Raw genomic sequence first — 17,030 nt, forward strand, 5'->3', positions numbered from 1 at the left:
CGGTGGGAGGGGGCTTGCTCCCGATTGCGGAGTGTCAGTGACTGCATGATTGACTGACTCACCGCTATCGGGAGCAAGCCCCCTCCCACAATTTTTGATCTAGGCAGGGCTTGAGAGTTGGGTCAGGGCGGCGGCGGCCTCGGGGAGTTCCAGCTCGCTGAACACCTGTACCCCATGCTGCCTGAGCAGCGCCGTGGTGACGCCCTCGCCTGCCACCTTCACGCCCCTGAAGGTGCCGTCGTAAGTCAGCAAATTCCCACACGACGGGCTATTGGCTTTGAGCACAGCGATGCGGATGTTGTGGCGCTGCACCAGCGCCAATGCCTGGCGGGCGCCATCGAGGAATGCGGCGCTGAAATCTTCGCCCTCAGCGGTCAGCACCTGGGCACGGCCCTCCCACACATCCACGCCCTGCCCGCCCGGAATCTCCGCCGCCGGGCGCGGCGTCGGCAAGCCACCCGACACTTCCGGGCAGATCGCAACCACGCGCCCCTCGGCCTGCCACACCGCCAACAGGTCGAATGGCCCACTGGCCCCGCCGTCGTAGCGCACCTTGTGGCCAAGCAGACAGCGGCTGATCAGAATCTTTTGCATGCTTAAAACGGCTCGTTACCCCGCCGGCGAAACCAGCCGGTGAGGGACAGGCGTTCGCGCGTAGCGGGCATGACTTCGTGGGGCACTTCGCCCGACAGGAACACCACCAGGCAACCGCCCGTTGGCACCACATCGTATTCGACGCCGTCCTTGAGGTACATGCGCAACTGGCCGCCATGCTCGGGCAGCCAAGCGTCGTTCAAGTAGATCACCGCCGAGACCATGCGCCGGTCATCGTCGCGGAAGCGGTCCAGGTGCTTGAGGTAAAACGCCCCCGGCGGGTACAGCGCGAAGTGGCTTTCGAAATCCTCAAGGCCGAGGAACAAACTGCGGTTCATGGCCAGGCGCAGGCTGTCCATCAACGCCATATAGGTGTCGCAGACCGCCGCATCGCCCTCTTCCAGCCACTGGATGTGGTCGCCGCGAATACCTTCGCGAATCTCCTGGGTCGGACCGCGTCCCACCGCTGCCGGAGCCAACTCACCCTCGGCTGCACGTTTATGGCACTCAGCCGCCAGTTCCAGGGTCAGAGCCTGGGGTAGGAAGCCGTCCTGCCGGGACCAGCCCTTTTCGGCCAGGTCGTCGACAATACGTTGCAGCAAAGGGTGATCGAGGGGTATTTGCATGGCGCGCATAGTATCCATACGCCTGTGAATCCGACAGAGCCGCCGAGCGTCTGAATACACTTTAGTCAGGTGACTGATAGGACTTCTCGACAAATCCTACGCCCGACACGGACAATAGTGGCCGACTGACAGGAGTCCATATGCGTCGTTTGTTTTTTTCATTGCTGATGTTCTGCGTTTTGCCCGCCTGGGCAGACGGCCATGACCAGTTGTACAAGGTCGCCGGCTGGGCCGAACAACGTGCACATTTCAATGACGCCCTCAGTGCCGCCCAGCAACGCTACCGCAATAGCCTGCCGCCAGCGGTGTACCAGGCGCTGGTGGACAACAGTAATAAACGCTTTGCCGCCCAGTCCATGGACCAGCGCGCCGAGGCGCAATTGCGCAAGAACCTGGCGGACCCGAAGCCCGCCCTGGCCTTTTTCCAATCGCCCCTGGGCCGCAAGATCGTCGCCGCTGAGTTGCTCGCCACGCGCCGCGACCAGTTGGCAAAAAACGCCCAGGGCTTGCCGAAAATCCAAGCCGACGCCACCCGCAGCCTGATCATCGGCCACCTGGCCCAGGCCCTGCCCGCCCGTGAAGCCGGCGCGGAAGTCAGCCTGGCGATTGCCGGTGTGGCGGCCGACAGCCTGAGCCAGATGATCCCCGGTTTGTTGGGCGGTGGTCAGGCCCAAGGCATGTTGAATGGCCAACGCGAGCGGCTGATGCAGCAGATCGACAAAGATCTGAACAACACGCTGTTGTACGTCTATCGAGATTTGTCTGACCCGGAGCTGGAAGAATTCGCTACGTTTGCGGAGTCGCCGGAGGGTAAGGCGTATTACCAGGCGGCGCTGGCAGCCATTCGCGCCGGTCTTGCGGTCGGCCAAAGCACCTCTAGCCTGACGCAGTAACAAATGAGGGAGAGGGCAAGCCCCCTCCCTCATTTGTTAGATTGAGTTACTTCAGGTGATCGGCGAGGTACGTGAAATACGCTTCGCGAATCTCCGGTATCTCATTCGCCAAATGGTGCCTGCCACGCGGCAGCATCAACACCTCGGGCTGGTCGAACTTGCTCCTTAGCACCTGCAAGTTGTGCTGCCAGTCCACCGTCATATCTTCCTCCCCCTGCACAATCACCGGCCGCCGAGGGCTGCGCGGTGCGGCTTCGATACGTTTGATCCAGCGCGCCAAGGCGCCCACCCAGGCGGTAGGCAGTTGACGCGGCTGCAGCGGGTCGGCCTCAAGGAAGGGCTTGAACGCGGGATCGTGGGTGTTCTCGCTGAACCGCCGCGCGATGCCTTTGACGAATGGCCGCAACAGGTAATAGCTGACCTGCGACCAGCCCCAGGCACGCGGCCGCACCAGTGGCGAGAGCAGGAACGTCTTGCCTTGGGCCGGGCTGTCAACGCCATGGTTGAGCACGTGATCCACCACCACCGCGCCGCCGGTGCTTTGCCCGAACAGGTGCCAAGGTTGCGGCAGTTGCAGTGCTTCGGCTTGGCCAAACAGCGCCTGCACCACTTGTTGATACACCGCAAAATCATCGATGCTGGCGCGCGCGCCGCTGGACAGGCCGTGCCCCGGCAAATCGCAGGCGATCACCACGAAGCCCTGGTCCAACGCCCAGTCCACCACATGGCTATACAAGCCCATATGGTCGTAGAAGCCGTGGAACATGAACATCGTCGCCACCGGCACGGGCGGCCACCACACTTGCGCGACCACCTCGAACCCGTCCACCTCGAAGCGTCCCAGACGGCTGACCACCGGAACGTTGCGCGCCGCCAGGTCCAGCCCGTAGAAACGTTGATAGACCCGTGCCTCGGCTGAAAGCGGCTGCGCATCCACCAGGGGCCGCAAGCTTTCGCGCAGATGATCGGGGTCAAAGGTGACGGGCATAAAGGGTTCCAGACTGACGGCGAAGATGAATATCGAGCTGCGATATTCATCTGTCAGGACAAGCATGGCAAGCTACGCGACCTTCGAGGATACATCTGAATGCGACAGCCCTACCGTACCGCCCTGTTCGCCAGCCTGATCCTGGTTATCTGCACCGGCGTGCTGTGGGCCGCGTATGACTGGTTCCAGGGCCGCTACCTGCGCGCCTTCAGCGAACACACGGCGGTGTTTTCCGGTGACCCGCTGAAACTGCCTGCCGACCTCGCCGGCCCCGGTCCGATCCGCCTGGTGCACTTCTGGGACCCCGCCTGCCCCTGCAACGTCGGCAACCAGCAGCACCTGGGCGAGCTGATCGAGCACTACGCGCCCCAAGGCGTCGAGTTCTACGCCCTGCAAAAGCCCGGCAGCCACGGCCAACTGCCCGACAACCTGCGCCGCATGAAAACCCTCACCGCCCTGCCCGGTGCCGACCAAGTACCGGCCAGCCCAGCCGTGGGCATCTGGGACCGCAGCGGCAAGCTCGCGTATTTCGGCCCCTACAGCGAAGGCCTCACGTGCAATTCCAGCAACAGTTTTATTGAGCCGATCTTGAAGGCCCTTGAAGCGGGACGCGAGGTGAATGCCACGCACACTCTGGCGGTGGGCTGCTATTGTTCGTGGCCAACAGGCTCGTAACTCGCCACCCACTCTTGGTAAGGAATGTTCATGAAGCGCGTCTTGCGGGTTCTCGCGGTTCTTGTAGTGATGATCGCCCTCGGCGCAGGCGCGTACGTCTACAGCAAACAACCCACCCGCCAGGGCACGGTGACACTGGCCAACCTGCAAGGCTCGGTCACGGTGCGCTACGACGACCGTGGCGTGCCGCACATTCGGGCCGAGAATGAAACCGACCTGTATCGCGCCTTGGGCTATGTGCATGCCCAGGACCGCCTGTTCCAGATGGAGATCATGCGGCGCCTGGCCCGTGGCGAGCTGGCCGAGGTGCTCGGGCCCAAGGTGCTGGAGACCGACAAGTTGTTCCGCAGCCTGCGCATTCGCGACCGCGCGGCCACCTATGTAGCGCAGCTGGACCATGAGTCGGCGCACTGGAAGGCGCTGCAAGCCTATCTGGACGGGATTAACCAATATCAGGACAGCCACGCCCGCCCGATGGAGTTCGACGTGCTGGGCATCCCCAAGCGGCCGTTTACCGCCGAGGACACCATCAGCGTCGCCGGGTATATGGCCTACAGCTTTGCCGCTGCCTTTCGTACCGAGCCTTTGCTGACTTACGTACGTGACCAATTGGGCAGCGACTACCTGAAAGTCTTCGATCTCGACTGGCAACCCAAGGGCGCCCTCAACCTGGCTGCCGGCGATTGGCAGACCCTCGGCGCCATTGCCGCCCTGAGTGAGCAAGCCCTGGCCGACAACGGCCTGCCACAGTTCGAAGGCAGCAACGCCTGGGCCATCAGCGGCAACCGCACCCAGAGCGGCAAACCGTTGCTGGCCGGCGACCCGCATATCCGTTTCTCGGTGCCGTCGGTGTGGTATGAAGCGCAGCTGTCAGCGCCAGGGTTCGAGTTGTATGGCTATCACAACGCCCTCGTGCCGGTGGCGTTCCTGGGGCACAACCTGGACTTCGGCTGGAGCCTGACCATGTTCCAGAACGATGACCTCGACCTCATCGCCGAAAAGACCAACCCGGACAACCCCAACCAGGTCTGGTACCACGGCCAGTGGGTCGACATGACAAGCACCGAGCAACAGATTGCGGTGAAGGGCCAGGCGCCGGTGACCTTGACCCTGCGCCAATCGCCCCACGGCCCGATCATCAATGACGTGCTGGGCGAAAACGCCGGCAACACACCGATTGCCATGTGGTGGGCGTTCCTCGACACCCAGAACCCGATCCTCGAAGGGTTCTACCAGCTCAACCGCGCCGACACCCTGGTCAAGGCGCGTGCGGCGGCAGCCAAGGTGTCCGCGCCGGGGCTGAACATTGTGTGGGCGAATGCCAAGGGCGATATCGGCTGGTGGGCGGCGGCGCAGTTGCCGATTCGTCCGGCCGGGGTCAACGCCGGGTTTATCCTCGACGGCAGCAGCCCCCAAGCCGACAAACTGGGCTTCTACCCCTTCAGCGCCAACCCCCAGGAAGAGAATCCGGCACGGGGTTATGTGGTGTCGGCCAACGCCCAGCCGGTTTCGCCCACCGGCATGGAGATCCCCGGCTATTACAACCTGGCCGACCGTGGCCAGCAGTTGAACGCGCAGTTGAGCGACAAGAGCGTGAAGTGGGACGTGAACAACAGCCAGGCCCTGCAGCTGGGCACCACCACCGCCTTCGGCCCGCGCCTGCTGGCGCCGCTGTTGCCGGTGCTGCGCGAGGCGGTCAAGGACCCGGCGCAGTTGAAACTGGTGGAGCAGCTTGCACGCTGGAAGGGTGACTACCCGCTGGACTCCACCAGCGCCACGCTGTTCAACCAGTTCCTGTTCAACCTGGCCGACGCCGCCTTCCACCCGAAGCTCGGCGACGCCATGTTCAAGACCCTGCTCAGCACCCGCGTGATCGATGCTGCCCTGCCACGCCTGGCCGCCGCGCCGGATTCGCCGTGGTGGAATGGCAAGCGCGCGGAGACCGTCAAGCTCGCCTGGGACAACAGCCTGGCGCACCTCAAGGCCACCTTAGGGGATGATCCGACCCAGTGGCAGTGGGGCAAGGCGCACACCCTGACCCACGGCCACCCGCTGGGCTCGCAGAAGCCGTTGGACCTGATCGTCAATGTCGGCCCGTTCCCGGCGCCGGGCACCCACGAAGTGCCGAACAACCAGTCCGCCAATATCGGCCCGGCGCCGTGGCCCGTCACCTACGGGCCTTCTACGCGCCGCCTGATCGACTTCGCCGACGTGGCGCACGCCCTGACCATCAACCCGGTCGGGCAAAGCGGTGTGCCGTTTGACCGGCATTACGGCGACCAGGCGGAAACCTACATCGAAGGCGGTTACGAACAGGCGCATTTCACCGATGAGGAAGTGACGGCCAATACGCGCGGAACACTGAAACTGCTGCCCGCCAGATAACCGCTTGCAACGCGGTCAAACGGTGGGAGCGGGCTTGCTCGCTCCCACATTAGATCGGCGCCGCAAAGTTAAGCCGGAACTGTTGCGGCGTCACGCCCAGCCGGCGGTTGAACACACTGCGCATGTGCTGGGCATCGCGAAAGCCGCATTGATAGGCCACAGTCTTGAGCGGCGCCGGGCTGCTTTCCAGCATCACCCGCGCGGCGTCCACCCGCGCCCGCTCGACAAACTCCGCCGGGGTGATGCGTGCTTCACGGGCAAACACCCGCGAGAAGTTGCGCGCGCTCATATTGGCTGCCTTGGCCAAGTCGGCAATGGTCAGGTCCCCCGTCAGGTTCGCCAGCACGTGCAGCTGCACCAGCGCCACCGCTGACGTGGTTTCGGCGTGGGGCGTGAGAAACGGGCTGAACTGCGACTGCCCACCCGAGCGCTGGGTGAACACCACCAGGCGCTTGGCCACACTTAACGCGACTTCCGGGCCATGATCCTGGGCCAGCAGATACAGCGACAGATCGATGCCCGCCGTGACCCCGGCCGAGGTGTAGAGGTTGCCGTCCTGCACGTAGAGGCGGTCGGCCTCAACCTGGGCGGTGGGGCACAGGCGCGCCAGATCAGCCGCGTCGTTCCAATGGGTGGTGACGGTTTTCCCATCCAGCAGCCCGGCTCGGGCCAGCATGAACGCGCCGTTGCAGATCGAACCGAAGCGTTGCGCACGCGCCGTGGCGCCCCGCAACCAATCATCGAACTGCGTGCCGAAGTCTTCGAAGGGTAACTGCGGGCCGCCAGCGACCAGCAGCAGGTCATAAGCGTGCAGGGCTTCGCTGTAGTGCCGGTGGGCCTGCAATGACAGGCCGTTGGAGGCGGCCATGGTGCCGCGGCCAAGGCCAATCACTTCAAGCTGGTAATGGTCCTCAGGCGCTAGAAACCGGTTGGCCTCGCAAAACACATCCATGGGGCCGGTCACGTCCAGTGACTGGACGCCGGGGAAAATCAGGATGGCAACGGTTTTGCCCATGAACAACACACCTTCTCTAACTGAATAAACGCAATTGCCCTCCCACATTTTGATTTTTGCAAGGTTCGAGGGACCAATCGCCTGCTACACCCTAGCTGATTTTGCCTTGGCACGATGTGGCTGCACATTGGCCGACATCGCTTCCTCGCCGCGCTAGCCCCTCCACAGGCACGCGACCAGACTGGATGCTTTCCAGAGGAGAACGCCCATGACCACCACCATCGCCGGCATCCAGATCCCTGACAGCGCCCTGGCCAAGGCCACCACCGAATACATCCGCGACGTCGAATCCGACCTGCTTTACCACCATTCCCGCCGGGTATTCCTGTTCGGCGCGTTGAGTGGCGAACGCAAGCAACTCGCCTACAACCCGGAGCTGCTCTACGTCGGCGCGATGTTCCATGACCTCGGCCTGGTGGAAGGCCATCGCAGTAACGACGAACGCTTCGAAGTGGACGGCGCCAACGCCGCCGCTTCCTTCCTCAAGCCTTACGGGCTGAGCGATGACGACATCGAACAGGTGTGGTTGTCCATCGCCCTGCACACCACGCCGGGGGTGCCGCAGCATTTGCGTCCAACCGTTGCACTGGTGACTGCGGGTGTCGAAATGGACGTGCTGGGCATGGACTACGCCGCGTTCAGCAACGTGCAGCGCGACGCCGTGGTGCATGCGCATCCACGCGGTGAAGGGTTCAAGGAGTGCATCATCTGCGCGTTCGCCGACGGCTTGCGCCATCGCCCACACACCACGTTTGGCAACGTGAAGACGGATGTGCTGGTGGATCAGGAGCCGGGGTTCCGGCCGATGAATTTTGTCGAAGTCATCCGCAAATCCCCCTGGACTGCTTAACCAACAAGCCAAACCCGATCCATGTAGTGAGCGGGCTTGCCCCGCGCTGGGCTGCGAAGCGGCCCCTTTTGCAGGCACCACATTCCTTCAGAAAGAACGCGGTGCCTGGTTTTGGGGCCGCTCCGCAGCCCAGCGCGGGGCAAGCCCGCTCACCACAACAAGCTTGCTCACCACAGCAGGCCTACTCACCACAGCGAGCCTGCTCACTACAGCAAGCCCCTCCCACATTGGGTCCCCGTTCCGGGTTTTAAACCGGTGCAGGCGCCCGACGCTTGTCCGGCTGCTGCCAGCCATCTGCCGCGGCTTCTTCGATGGCTTGCTGGATCGCCTTCTTGCGCATCTCTTCCGCACGGCGGCTGAAGAACCACACCAGGAAGGTCACCAGCGACACCGCCAACAGGATCAGGCTGGCCACGGCGTTGATCTCGGGTTTAACCCCAAGACGCACCGCCGAGAACACTTCCATCGGCAAGGTCGTCGACCCCGGCCCCGACACGAAGCTCGCCAGCACCAGGTCATCCAGGGACAGCGCGAACGACATCATGCCGCCCGCCGCCAACGACGGCGCGATCATCGGGATGGTGATCAGGAAGAACACCTTCCACGGCCGCGCGCCCAGGTCCATCGCCGCTTCTTCGATCGACAGGTCCAGCTCACGCAGGCGCGCCGACACCACCACGGCCACATACGCCGCGCAGAACGTGGTGTGGGCGATCCAGATGGTGACGATGCCACGTTCCTGGGGCCAGCCAATCATCTGCGCCATGGCCACGAACAGCAGCAACAGCGACAGGCCAGTGATCACTTCCGGCATCACCAATGGCGCGGTCACCAGGCCGCCGAACAGCGTGCGGCCCTTGAACTGGCTGATGCGCGTCAGCACGAACGCCGCCAGCGTACCCAGCGCCACTGCCGCCACCGCCGTGTAGCAGGCGATTTCCAGGGAGCGGGCCACCGAGCCCATCAACTGGGTGTTGTCCAGCAGGCCCACGTACCACTTGATCGACCAACCGCCCCACACTGTGACCAGCTTGGATTCGTTGAACGAGTAGATCACCAGGATCAGCATCGGCAGGTAGATGAACAACAACCCCGCCACCAGCATGAAGCTTGAGAAACTGAAGCGCTTCATATCTTGCCCTCCAACTCTTTGGCTTGGCTGCGGTTGAACAGGATGATCGGCACGATCAGGATCGCCAGCATCACCACCGCCAGGGCAGACGCCACCGGCCAGTCACGGTTGTTGAAGAATTCTTGCCACAACACTTTACCGATCATCAGGGTTTCCGGGCCGCCCAGCAGTTCCGGAATCACGAACTCGCCCACCACCGGGATAAACACCAGCATGCAGCCGGCGATGATGCCGTTCTTGGACAGCGGCACGGTGATTTTCCAGAAGCTGTTGAAGGTGCTCGAGCCCAGGTCGGATGCGGCTTCCAGCAGGCTCTGGTCATGCTTCACCAGGTTGGCGTACAGCGGCAGGATCATGAACGGCAGGTACGAATAGACCACGCCGATATACACCGCGATGTTGGTGTTGAGGATCTGCAGCGGCTCGTTGATCAACCCCATGGACATCAGGAAGCCATTGAGCAAGCCGTTGTTGCTGAGGATGCCCATCCACGCATACACGCGGATCAGGATCGCGGTCCAGGTCGGCATCATGATCAGCAGCACCAGCACGGTCTGCATCTCTTTGCGCGCAGTGGCAATGGCGTAGGCCATCGGGTAGCCGATCAGCAGGCACAGCAGCGTGCTGAAGAACGCCATTTTCAGCGAGCCCAGGTACGCGGCGATGTACAACTCGTCGCCCGCCAGCAGGCTGTAGTTCGCCAGGTTCAGCACCACCTGCAGCTTCTGCTCAACGTAGGTGTAGATCTCGGTGTAGGGCGGGATCGCAACGTCGGCTTCGGCGAAGCTGATTTTGAGGACGATGAAAAACGGCAACGCGAAGAACAGGAACAGCCACAGGAACGGAATCCCGATCACGACCTGCTTCCCGGTGGGGATTATGCGGTTCAAGCGGCGCTTGAGCTTCTTGGTGTTCATGAGCGAAGTACCACGCCGCTGTCGTCTTCCCACCACACGTAGACCTGGTCACCCCAGGTCGGCCGCTGGCCACGGCGCTCGGCGTTGGCCACGAAGGACTGCACCAGCTTGCCACTCGGCAGCTCCACGTAGAACACCGAGTGGCCGCCCAGGTAGGCGATGTCGTGCACCTTGCCGCTCGACCAGTTGTGCTCGCAGGTCGGCATTTCGGTGGTAACCAGCAGCTTTTCCGGGCGGATGGCGTAGGTCACCGACTTGTCTTCCACCGAGGTGGCGATGCCGTAGCCCACGTAGATATCGCGGTCCAGGTCCGGGCACTTGAGCACCGCGTGGCCTTCGGCGTCGTCCACCACTTGGGTGTCGAAGATGTTGACGTTGCCGATGAACTCGCACACCAGGCGACTGGTAGGCGTTTCGTAGATGTCGATCGGGCTGCCGATCTGGGCGATCCAGCCCAGGTGCATGATCGCGATGCGCTCGGCCATGGTCATGGCCTCTTCCTGGTCGTGGGTCACCATCACGCAGGTCACACCCACGCGCTCGATGATTTCCACCAACTCCAGCTGCATCTGCGAGCGCAGTTTCTTGTCGAGGGCGCCCATCGGCTCATCGAGCAGCAGCAGTTTCGGGCGCTTGGCCAGGGAGCGCGCCAACGCCACACGCTGACGCTGGCCGCCGGACAACTGGTGCGGCTTGCGCTTGGCGTACTGGCTCATCTGCACCAGCTTGAGCATCTCCGCCACACGGGCGTCGACCTCGGCCTTGGGAATCTTGTCCTGCTGCAGGCCGAACGCGATGTTCTGCGCCACGGTCATGTGCGGGAACAGCGCATAGGACTGGAACATCATGTTGATCGGCCGCTCATAGGGCGGCATGTCGGTGATGTCCACACCGTCGAGGTAGATGCGCCCCTCAGTCGGGCGCTCGAAACCTGCGAGCATGCGCAGCAAGGTGGACTTGCCCGAACCCGAACCGCCGAGCAAGGCGAATATCTCACCTTTCTTGATTTCCAGGGACACATCGTCCACGGCAATCGTCTCGTCGAACTTCTTCGTGACCCGGTCGATTTTGACCAACACCTTCTTCGGTGTCTGGTCGCCCTCGAGGGCTTTCTTATAGGCGCCGGAGGCAACTGCCATTTACGAAACTCCCAAAAAAAACAGTGCAGTTCGCCCGAGGCGGGCGAACCCAGGATAGTTTGAGCCTTACTTGCCCGTCTTGACCTTGGTCCAGCTACGGGTCATCAAACGTTGCACTTTCGGGGGTAGCTCGAAGTTGACGAATGTCCGGTCGAGTACCGCCTGCGGTGGGTAAACCGCTTCGTCGGTGCGTATCGATTGCTCCATCAGTTTGTCCGACCCAGGGTTAGGGTTGGCGTAACCGACGTAATCACTGACCTGGGCGATCACCTCAGGTTGCAGCAAATAGTTGATGAAGGCGTGGGCCTCTTTGACGTTGGTCGCATCCTTGGGGATGGCCAGCACGTCGAACCACAGGTTGCCGCCTTCTTTCGGAATGGCGTAGGCGATGTTCACGCCTTTGCCCGCCTCGGCCGCGCGGGCCTTGGCCTGGAACACATCGCCGGAGAAACCGGCCGCCACGCAGATGTTGCCGTTGGCCAAGTCGGAGATGTATTTGGACGAATGGAAGTAGGTCACGTAAGGACGCACTTTCAGCAGCTTGGCTTCAGCCTTCTTGTAGTCATCAGGGTTGGTGCTGTTGGGATCAAGGCCCATGTAGTTGAGCACTGCCGGCAGCATTTCATCCGCCGAGTCCATGAACGACACGCCGCACGTCGCAAGCTTCTTCATGTTTTCCGGCTCGAACAGCACGGCCCAGGAGTCGATATGGTCGACGCCCAGCACTTCTTTCACCTTGTCGACGTTGTAGCCGATGCCATTGGTGCCCCACAGGTACGGCACTGCGTACTGGTTGCCCGGATCGTTCTTTTCCAGGCGCTTGAGCAACGCCGGATCGAGGTTGGCGTAATGTGTCAGCAGCGACTTGTCGAGCTTCTGGAACGCCCCGGCCTTGATCTGCTTGCCGAGGAAGTGGTTGGACGGCACCACCACGTCGTAGCCGGTACGCCCGGCCAGCAGCTTGCCTTCCAGGGTTTCGTTGGAGTCAAACACGTCATACACGGGCTTGATGCCGCTGGCTTTTTCGAAGTTGGCCAGGGTGTCGGTGCCGATGTAGTCCGACCAGTTATAAATATGCACAGTCGGTGCGGCCTGCACGCTGACAGCCAGCGTGATACCTGCACCCACCAGCAAGGCTTTGCGAAATAAAGAAATTGGCACGTGGAGGTCCTCTTAAATAGTTGGGCCTTAAAGTTGTTGCCCGGCAACAAAACCGGCGCGCAACTTACCCTCGATAAACCGATCCGGCAAAACTTTCTGGCATTTAATGTGTGGGAGGGAGCTTGCTGTGGTGAGGCGGCTTGTCCACCGCCGGGTTCACCGCAGATCGATGGGGCTGCTTCGCAGCCCAGCGCGGGGCAAGCCCGCTCACCACATTTCCCCCTCCCACAAGGTTCAGGGCTTATTTACCGGACTTGATCTTGGTCCAGCTGCGCGTCATTTCACGCTGGGTTGCGGCTGGCAGGTCAGCAATGGCATAGAGCTTGGCTTGCACGTCTGCTGGCGGGTAGATGCCCGGGTCGCTGGTGATGTCTTTGTCGACCAGTGCGGTGGCTTTCGCGTTACCGTTCGGGAAACGTACGCTGTTGGTGATCGAAGCCATTACTTCCGGCTTCAACAGGTAGTTCATGAATTTGTAGGCGGCGTCGACGTTTTCGGCATCTTTAGGGATGGCGACCATGTCGAAGAAGCTACCGGCGCCTTCTTTCGGAATGTCGTAGGCCACTTTCACTTTGCCACCGGCTTCAGCCGCGCGGGACTTGGCCTGCTGGATGTCACCCGAATAACCCACGGCGACGCAGATGTTGCCGTTGGCCAGGTCGGAAATGTACTTGGACGAGTGGAAGTAGCCGATCGAAGGACGGATCTTCAGGAACAGCGCTTCGGCTTGCTTGAGGTCGTCTTTCTTCTGGCTGTCGGTCGGCAGGCCCAGGTAATGCAGCGCGATCGGCAGCATTTCGGTTGGCGAGTCGAGGAAGCTCACACCGCAGCTTTTCAGCTTGGCGATGTTCTCAGGCTTGAGCAGCACGTCCCAGGAATCGATCTTGTCCACGCCCAGCGCAGCCTTGACCTTCTCCGGGTTGTAGCCGATGCCGATCGAGCCCCACATGTAAGGGAAAGCGTGCTTGTTGTCCGGGTCGCTGACCGACACGGCTTTCAGCAAGGATGTGTTCAGGTTGTCGTAGTTGGACAGTTTGGTCTTGTCCAGCTCCTGGTAGACGCCCGCCTTGATCTGCTTGGCGAGGAAGTTGTTCGACGGTACGACGATGTCGTAACCGGACTTGCCTGCCAGCAACTTGGCTTCCAGGGTCTCGTTGCTGTCGAACACGTCGTACACCACTTTGATGCCGGACTCTTTTTCAAAGTTGGCGATGGTATCCGGCGCGATGTAGTCGGACCAGTTGTAGACGTGCAGCACTTTATCGTCTGCCTGGGCCGCGCCCGCCATTGCGCCCATCAGGGACAAGGCGAGGAGGGTCTTGCCAGCGTTCTTCAAACCTAATGCCTTCATTTGGTGATGCTCCAATTTTTCTTTTTTGGGCCACGTTCTTACAAGGTTTTGCGGCCCGTCTAAAGGGCAACAAAACAGGGCGACAGTCTGGCAAGTTCTGAGGCCGGCTTTCAACCAAAGCCTCATCTATAACTGCTCGGCACACAGCGCCCGAAAGCCGCTGCGCACTGAGCCTAGCACTTAGCCCTGCAATGCCGCCAAAGTCAGGTCCAGGCAATGCCGAGCCTTGGTCACCAGCTCGTCAATTTCGGCCTGGCTGATCACCAGCGGCGGCGAAATGATCATGGTGTCGCCCACGGCGCGCATGATCAGGCCATTCTCGAAGCAGAAGGTTCGGCAGATCATGCCTGCGCCCTTGCCTTCGTAACGCTTGCGCGTTGCCTTGTCCTGCACCAGCTCAATCGCACCGAGCATGCCCACACCGCGCACTTCACCCACCAACGGGTGATCCGCCAGCTCCCGTAGACGTTTCTGCAAATACGGTGCCGTTTCGTCGTGAACGCGGTTAACGATTTTTTCATCGCGCATGATGCGGATGTTTTCCAGGGCCACTGCCGCCGCCACCGGGTGGCCGGAGTAGGTGAAGCCGTGGTTGAAATCGCCACCTTCGTTGAGCACGGCCACCACGTCGTCGCGCACGATCAAGCCGCCCATGGGGATGTAACCCGAGGTCAGGCCCTTGGCGATGGTCATCATGTGGGGCTTGAGGTCGTAGAAATCGCTACCGAACCACTCACCGGTCCGGCCGAAACCGCAGATCACCTCATCGGCGACAAACAGGATGTCGTACTTGGCGAGGATTTCCTTGATGCGCGGCCAGTAGGTGGCGGGCGGCACGATCACACCACCGGCGCCCTGGATCGGCTCGGCAATAAAGGCACCGACGTTGTCCACGCCCAGTTCCAGGATTTTCTCTTCCAACTGGTTGGCAGCCCACACGCCGAATTCTTCGGGGCTCATGTCGCCGCCTTCGCCAAACCAGTACGGCTGCGCGATGTGGGTAATGCCCGGGATCGGCAAGTCGCCCTGCTCATGCATATAGGTCATGCCGCCCAGGCTGGCGCCGGCCACGGTGGAGCCGTGGTAGCCATTCTTGCGGCTGATGATGGTTTTCTTGTTCGGCTGGCCCTTGATCGCCCAATAGTGGCGGACCATGCGCAACATGGTGTCGTTGCCTTCGGAGCCGGAACCGGTGAAGAACACGTGGTTCATGCCGGCCGGTGCGATATCGGAAATGGCCTTGGCCAACTCCAGTACCGGTGGGTGAGCGGTCTGGAAGAACAGGTTGTAGTACGGCAGTTCTTTCATCTGCTTGGCGGCGGCGTCAGCCAGTTCATCGCGACCGTAACCGATCGCCACGCACCACAGGCCGGCCATGCCGTCGAGGATCTTGTTGCCTTCGCTGTCCCACAGGTAAACGCCGTGGGCTTTGGTGATGATCCGTGGGCCTTTCTCTTTCAATTGCTTGAAGTCGCTGAACGGCGCCAGGTGGTGATCACTGCTCAAGGCTTGCCATTCACGGGTTTGCGGATTGTTGCTGGACATACCGATCTCCTAGACTTTTCAGTAAAGGGCGCGCCGCTTTCAAGGGCGCGCCCGGCGCATCAGACGGCGAAGAGCAGGAATTCCCGCTCCCACGAACTGATGACGCGCTTGAAGTTTTCATGCTCGGCCCGCTTGACCGCGACGTAGCCTGTGATGAATTTCTGACCCAGGTATTTTTCGATGGTCTTGCTGTTTTCCATGCGTTCCAGGGCGTCTTCGATGGTCAACGGCAGGCGCAGGTTGCGTCGCTCGTAACCACGGCCTACCACTGGCGCGCTGGGGTTATGGCCTTCGACCATGCCGATGTAGCCACACAGCAGGCTGGCGGCAATCGCCAGGTACGGGTTGGCGTCGGCGCCCGGCAGGCGGTTTTCCACCCGCCGGTTCTGCGGGCCGGCATCCGGTACGCGCAGGCCCACGGTGCGGTTCTCTTCGCCCCACTCCACGTTCACCGGCGCCGAGGTATCCGGCAGGAAGCGGCGGAACGAGTTCACGTTAGGCGCAAACAGCGGCAGCAATTCAGGGATGAATTTCTGCAGGCCGCCAATGTGGTTGAGGAACAGCTCGCTCATGGACCCGTCTTCATTGGAGAAGACGTTCTTGCCGGTAGCGATGTCGATGATGCTCTGGTGCAGGTGCATCGCGCTGCCGGGCTCGCCGGTCATCGGCTTGGCCATAAAGGTCGCGGCTACATTGTGCTTGAGCGCGGCTTCACGCATGGTGCGCTTGAACACCAGGATCTGGTCGGCCAGCGACAGGGCATCGCCATGACGGAAGTTGATTTCCATCTGCGCCGTGCCGTCTTCGTGGATCAGCGTGTCGAGGTCCAGTTCCTGCAGTTCGCACCAGTCGTAGACGTCTTCGAACAGCGGGTCGAATTCGTTGGCGGCTTCTATAGAGAAGGATTGGCGACCGGTCTCGGGGCGCCCGGAACGGCCAATCGGCGGTTGCAACGGGAAGTCCGGGTCTTCGCAGCGTTTGGTCAGGTAGAACTCCATCTCCGGCGCCACGATGGGCTGCCAGCCTTTGTCGGCATAGAGCTTGAGGACTTTCTTGAGTACGTTGCGCGGCGACAGCTCGATCGGGTTGCCTTGCTTGTCGTAGGTATCGTGGATCACCTGGGCAGTCGGCTCGATGGCCCAAGGCACCAGGAACACCGCGTTCTGGTCGGGGCGGCAGATCATGTCGATGTCGGCCGGGTCGAGCAATTCGTAATAAATGTCGTCTTCGACATAGTCGCCGGTCACGGTCTGCAACAGAACGCTCTCGGGCAGGCGCATGCCTTTTTCGGCGATGAACTTGTTGGTCGGCGAGATCTTGCCCCGGGTGATGCCGGTGAGGTCGCCAATCATGCATTCGACTTCTGTGATCTTGTGGTCTTTCAACCAATCGGTGAGCTGGTCGAGGTTGTTACTCATAAATGCCTCTGGGCTGGGTTTCCTGGCATCCATTAAAGGCCAGGCGTTGGTTGACGCAGCATCCGCGTCGTTTTTTCATTCAGGGTAGGAGCTTACCTGCCATTTGCTGCAGCGTTGCATTCCTCACGCCAAAGTTGTGTGCAATTTTGAGCAGCACAGCGGAAGCGAGCCGTTCGGTGGCAAACGAGGAGGCAAAAAAGAGGTCGGACCGGGCGTCAAGAATATTGGCCGGGGCGCGAGCAATCACGCGGGAGGAATGGACGGATGACACAGCCTGGCTGAAGCAGGCCAAGACGCCGAGTGGCGGCAGGCGAGACATGAAGCACCCCGGTATTATTGCT

16 protein-coding genes are annotated in these 17,030 nt (G+C 61.4%); 4 read left to right on the top strand and 12 right to left on the bottom strand.

The genetic code is table 11. The features are described from left to right. Positions 1 to 99 precede the first annotated feature (99 nt). Both ACI512_RS01575 and ACI512_RS01580 read right to left on the bottom strand, forming a co-directional pair. On the bottom strand, positions 100 to 594 hold the full coding sequence (locus tag ACI512_RS01575) for a DUF523 domain-containing protein (RefSeq protein WP_236378234.1): 495 nt from the start codon (positions 592 to 594) through the stop codon (positions 100 to 102). A 2-nt stretch (positions 595 to 596) separates the two neighbouring features. Then, entirely contained in the window at positions 597 to 1,229 is a 633-nt protein-coding gene (locus ACI512_RS01580; protein ID WP_043206041.1) for a 2OG-Fe(II) oxygenase, read from the bottom strand. A 131-nt stretch (positions 1,230 to 1,360) separates the two neighbouring features. Between ACI512_RS01580 and ACI512_RS01585 the strand changes: the two genes are divergently transcribed. Beyond that, on the top strand, positions 1,361 to 2,113 hold the full coding sequence (locus ACI512_RS01585) for a DUF2059 domain-containing protein (RefSeq protein ID WP_015886406.1): 753 nt from the start codon (positions 1,361 to 1,363) through the stop codon (positions 2,111 to 2,113). A 46-nt stretch (positions 2,114 to 2,159) separates the two neighbouring features. Here ACI512_RS01585 and ACI512_RS01590 read toward each other — a convergent pair whose 3' ends face one another. Continuing rightward, entirely contained in the window at positions 2,160 to 3,101 is a 942-nt protein-coding gene (locus tag ACI512_RS01590; protein WP_405121588.1) for an alpha/beta hydrolase, read from the bottom strand. Between the two features lie 99 nt (positions 3,102 to 3,200). Between ACI512_RS01590 and ACI512_RS01595 the strand changes: the two genes are divergently transcribed. Continuing rightward, positions 3,201 to 3,776 (top strand): DUF6436 domain-containing protein, encoded by a 576-nt coding sequence (locus ACI512_RS01595; protein ID WP_015886408.1) that lies wholly within the window; start codon positions 3,201 to 3,203, stop codon positions 3,774 to 3,776. 30 nt (positions 3,777 to 3,806) lie between these two features. Beyond that, complete coding sequence (locus tag ACI512_RS01600) at positions 3,807 to 6,161, top strand: penicillin acylase family protein (RefSeq protein ID WP_405121589.1); 2,355 nt, start codon at positions 3,807 to 3,809, stop codon at positions 6,159 to 6,161. Positions 6,162 to 6,210: 49 nt separating this feature from the next. On the opposite strand, the gene ACI512_RS01605 is transcribed toward ACI512_RS01600, so the two are convergent. Next, a complete protein-coding gene (locus ACI512_RS01605) occupies positions 6,211 to 7,176 on the bottom strand; it encodes a GlxA family transcriptional regulator (protein WP_236378227.1) in 966 nt (321 codons plus the stop codon). A gap of 208 nt (positions 7,177 to 7,384) precedes the next feature. On the opposite strand from ACI512_RS01605, the gene ACI512_RS01610 reads away from it, so the two are divergent. Then, positions 7,385 to 8,026, top strand: a complete 642-nt coding sequence (locus ACI512_RS01610) for an HD domain-containing protein (protein WP_064054359.1) — start codon at positions 7,385 to 7,387, stop codon at positions 8,024 to 8,026. Between the two features lie 247 nt (positions 8,027 to 8,273). Here ACI512_RS01610 and ACI512_RS01615 read toward each other — a convergent pair whose 3' ends face one another. The 8 genes from ACI512_RS01615 to ACI512_RS01650 form a co-directional block, all read right to left on the bottom strand. After that, positions 8,274 to 9,158, bottom strand: coding sequence for an ABC transporter permease subunit (locus ACI512_RS01615; protein ID WP_046034911.1), 885 nt, complete (start codon positions 9,156 to 9,158; stop codon positions 8,274 to 8,276). Further along, the gene (locus tag ACI512_RS01620) at positions 9,155 to 10,036 is read right to left on the bottom strand and encodes an ABC transporter permease subunit (protein ID WP_231810212.1); all 882 of its coding nucleotides are present in this window, start codon (positions 10,034 to 10,036) and stop codon (positions 9,155 to 9,157) included. Before ACI512_RS01620 ends, ACI512_RS01615 begins: the two co-directional genes overlap by 4 nt. Before the next feature lie 35 nt (positions 10,037 to 10,071). Beyond that, positions 10,072 to 11,214 carry an ABC transporter ATP-binding protein gene (locus tag ACI512_RS01625; protein ID WP_003195240.1) on the bottom strand — a complete coding sequence of 381 codons (1,143 nt, stop codon included), beginning with the start codon at positions 11,212 to 11,214 and terminating at the stop codon, positions 10,072 to 10,074. A gap of 66 nt (positions 11,215 to 11,280) precedes the next feature. Beyond that, the gene (locus ACI512_RS01630) at positions 11,281 to 12,375 is read right to left on the bottom strand and encodes a polyamine ABC transporter substrate-binding protein (protein ID WP_064054361.1); all 1,095 of its coding nucleotides are present in this window, start codon (positions 12,373 to 12,375) and stop codon (positions 11,281 to 11,283) included. A 241-nt stretch (positions 12,376 to 12,616) separates the two neighbouring features. Continuing rightward, positions 12,617 to 13,711 (bottom strand): polyamine ABC transporter substrate-binding protein, encoded by a 1,095-nt coding sequence (locus ACI512_RS01635; protein ID WP_064054398.1) that lies wholly within the window; start codon positions 13,709 to 13,711, stop codon positions 12,617 to 12,619. Between the two features lie 195 nt (positions 13,712 to 13,906). Then, on the bottom strand, positions 13,907 to 15,271 hold the full coding sequence (locus ACI512_RS01640; protein ID WP_015886416.1) for an aspartate aminotransferase family protein: 1,365 nt from the start codon (positions 15,269 to 15,271) through the stop codon (positions 13,907 to 13,909). 59 nt (positions 15,272 to 15,330) lie between these two features. Continuing rightward, positions 15,331 to 16,689 (bottom strand): glutamine synthetase family protein, encoded by a 1,359-nt coding sequence (locus ACI512_RS01645; protein ID WP_015886417.1) that lies wholly within the window; start codon positions 16,687 to 16,689, stop codon positions 15,331 to 15,333. Positions 16,690 to 16,768: 79 nt separating this feature from the next. Next, the gene (locus ACI512_RS01650; RefSeq protein ID WP_015886418.1) at positions 16,769 to 17,008 is read right to left on the bottom strand and encodes a hypothetical protein; all 240 of its coding nucleotides are present in this window, start codon (positions 17,006 to 17,008) and stop codon (positions 16,769 to 16,771) included. Between the last annotated feature and the right edge of the window lie 22 nt (positions 17,009 to 17,030).

The organism is Pseudomonas petroselini (assembly GCF_045037875.1).
Taxonomy (GTDB): Bacteria; Pseudomonadota; Gammaproteobacteria; order Pseudomonadales; family Pseudomonadaceae; genus Aquipseudomonas; species Aquipseudomonas petroselini.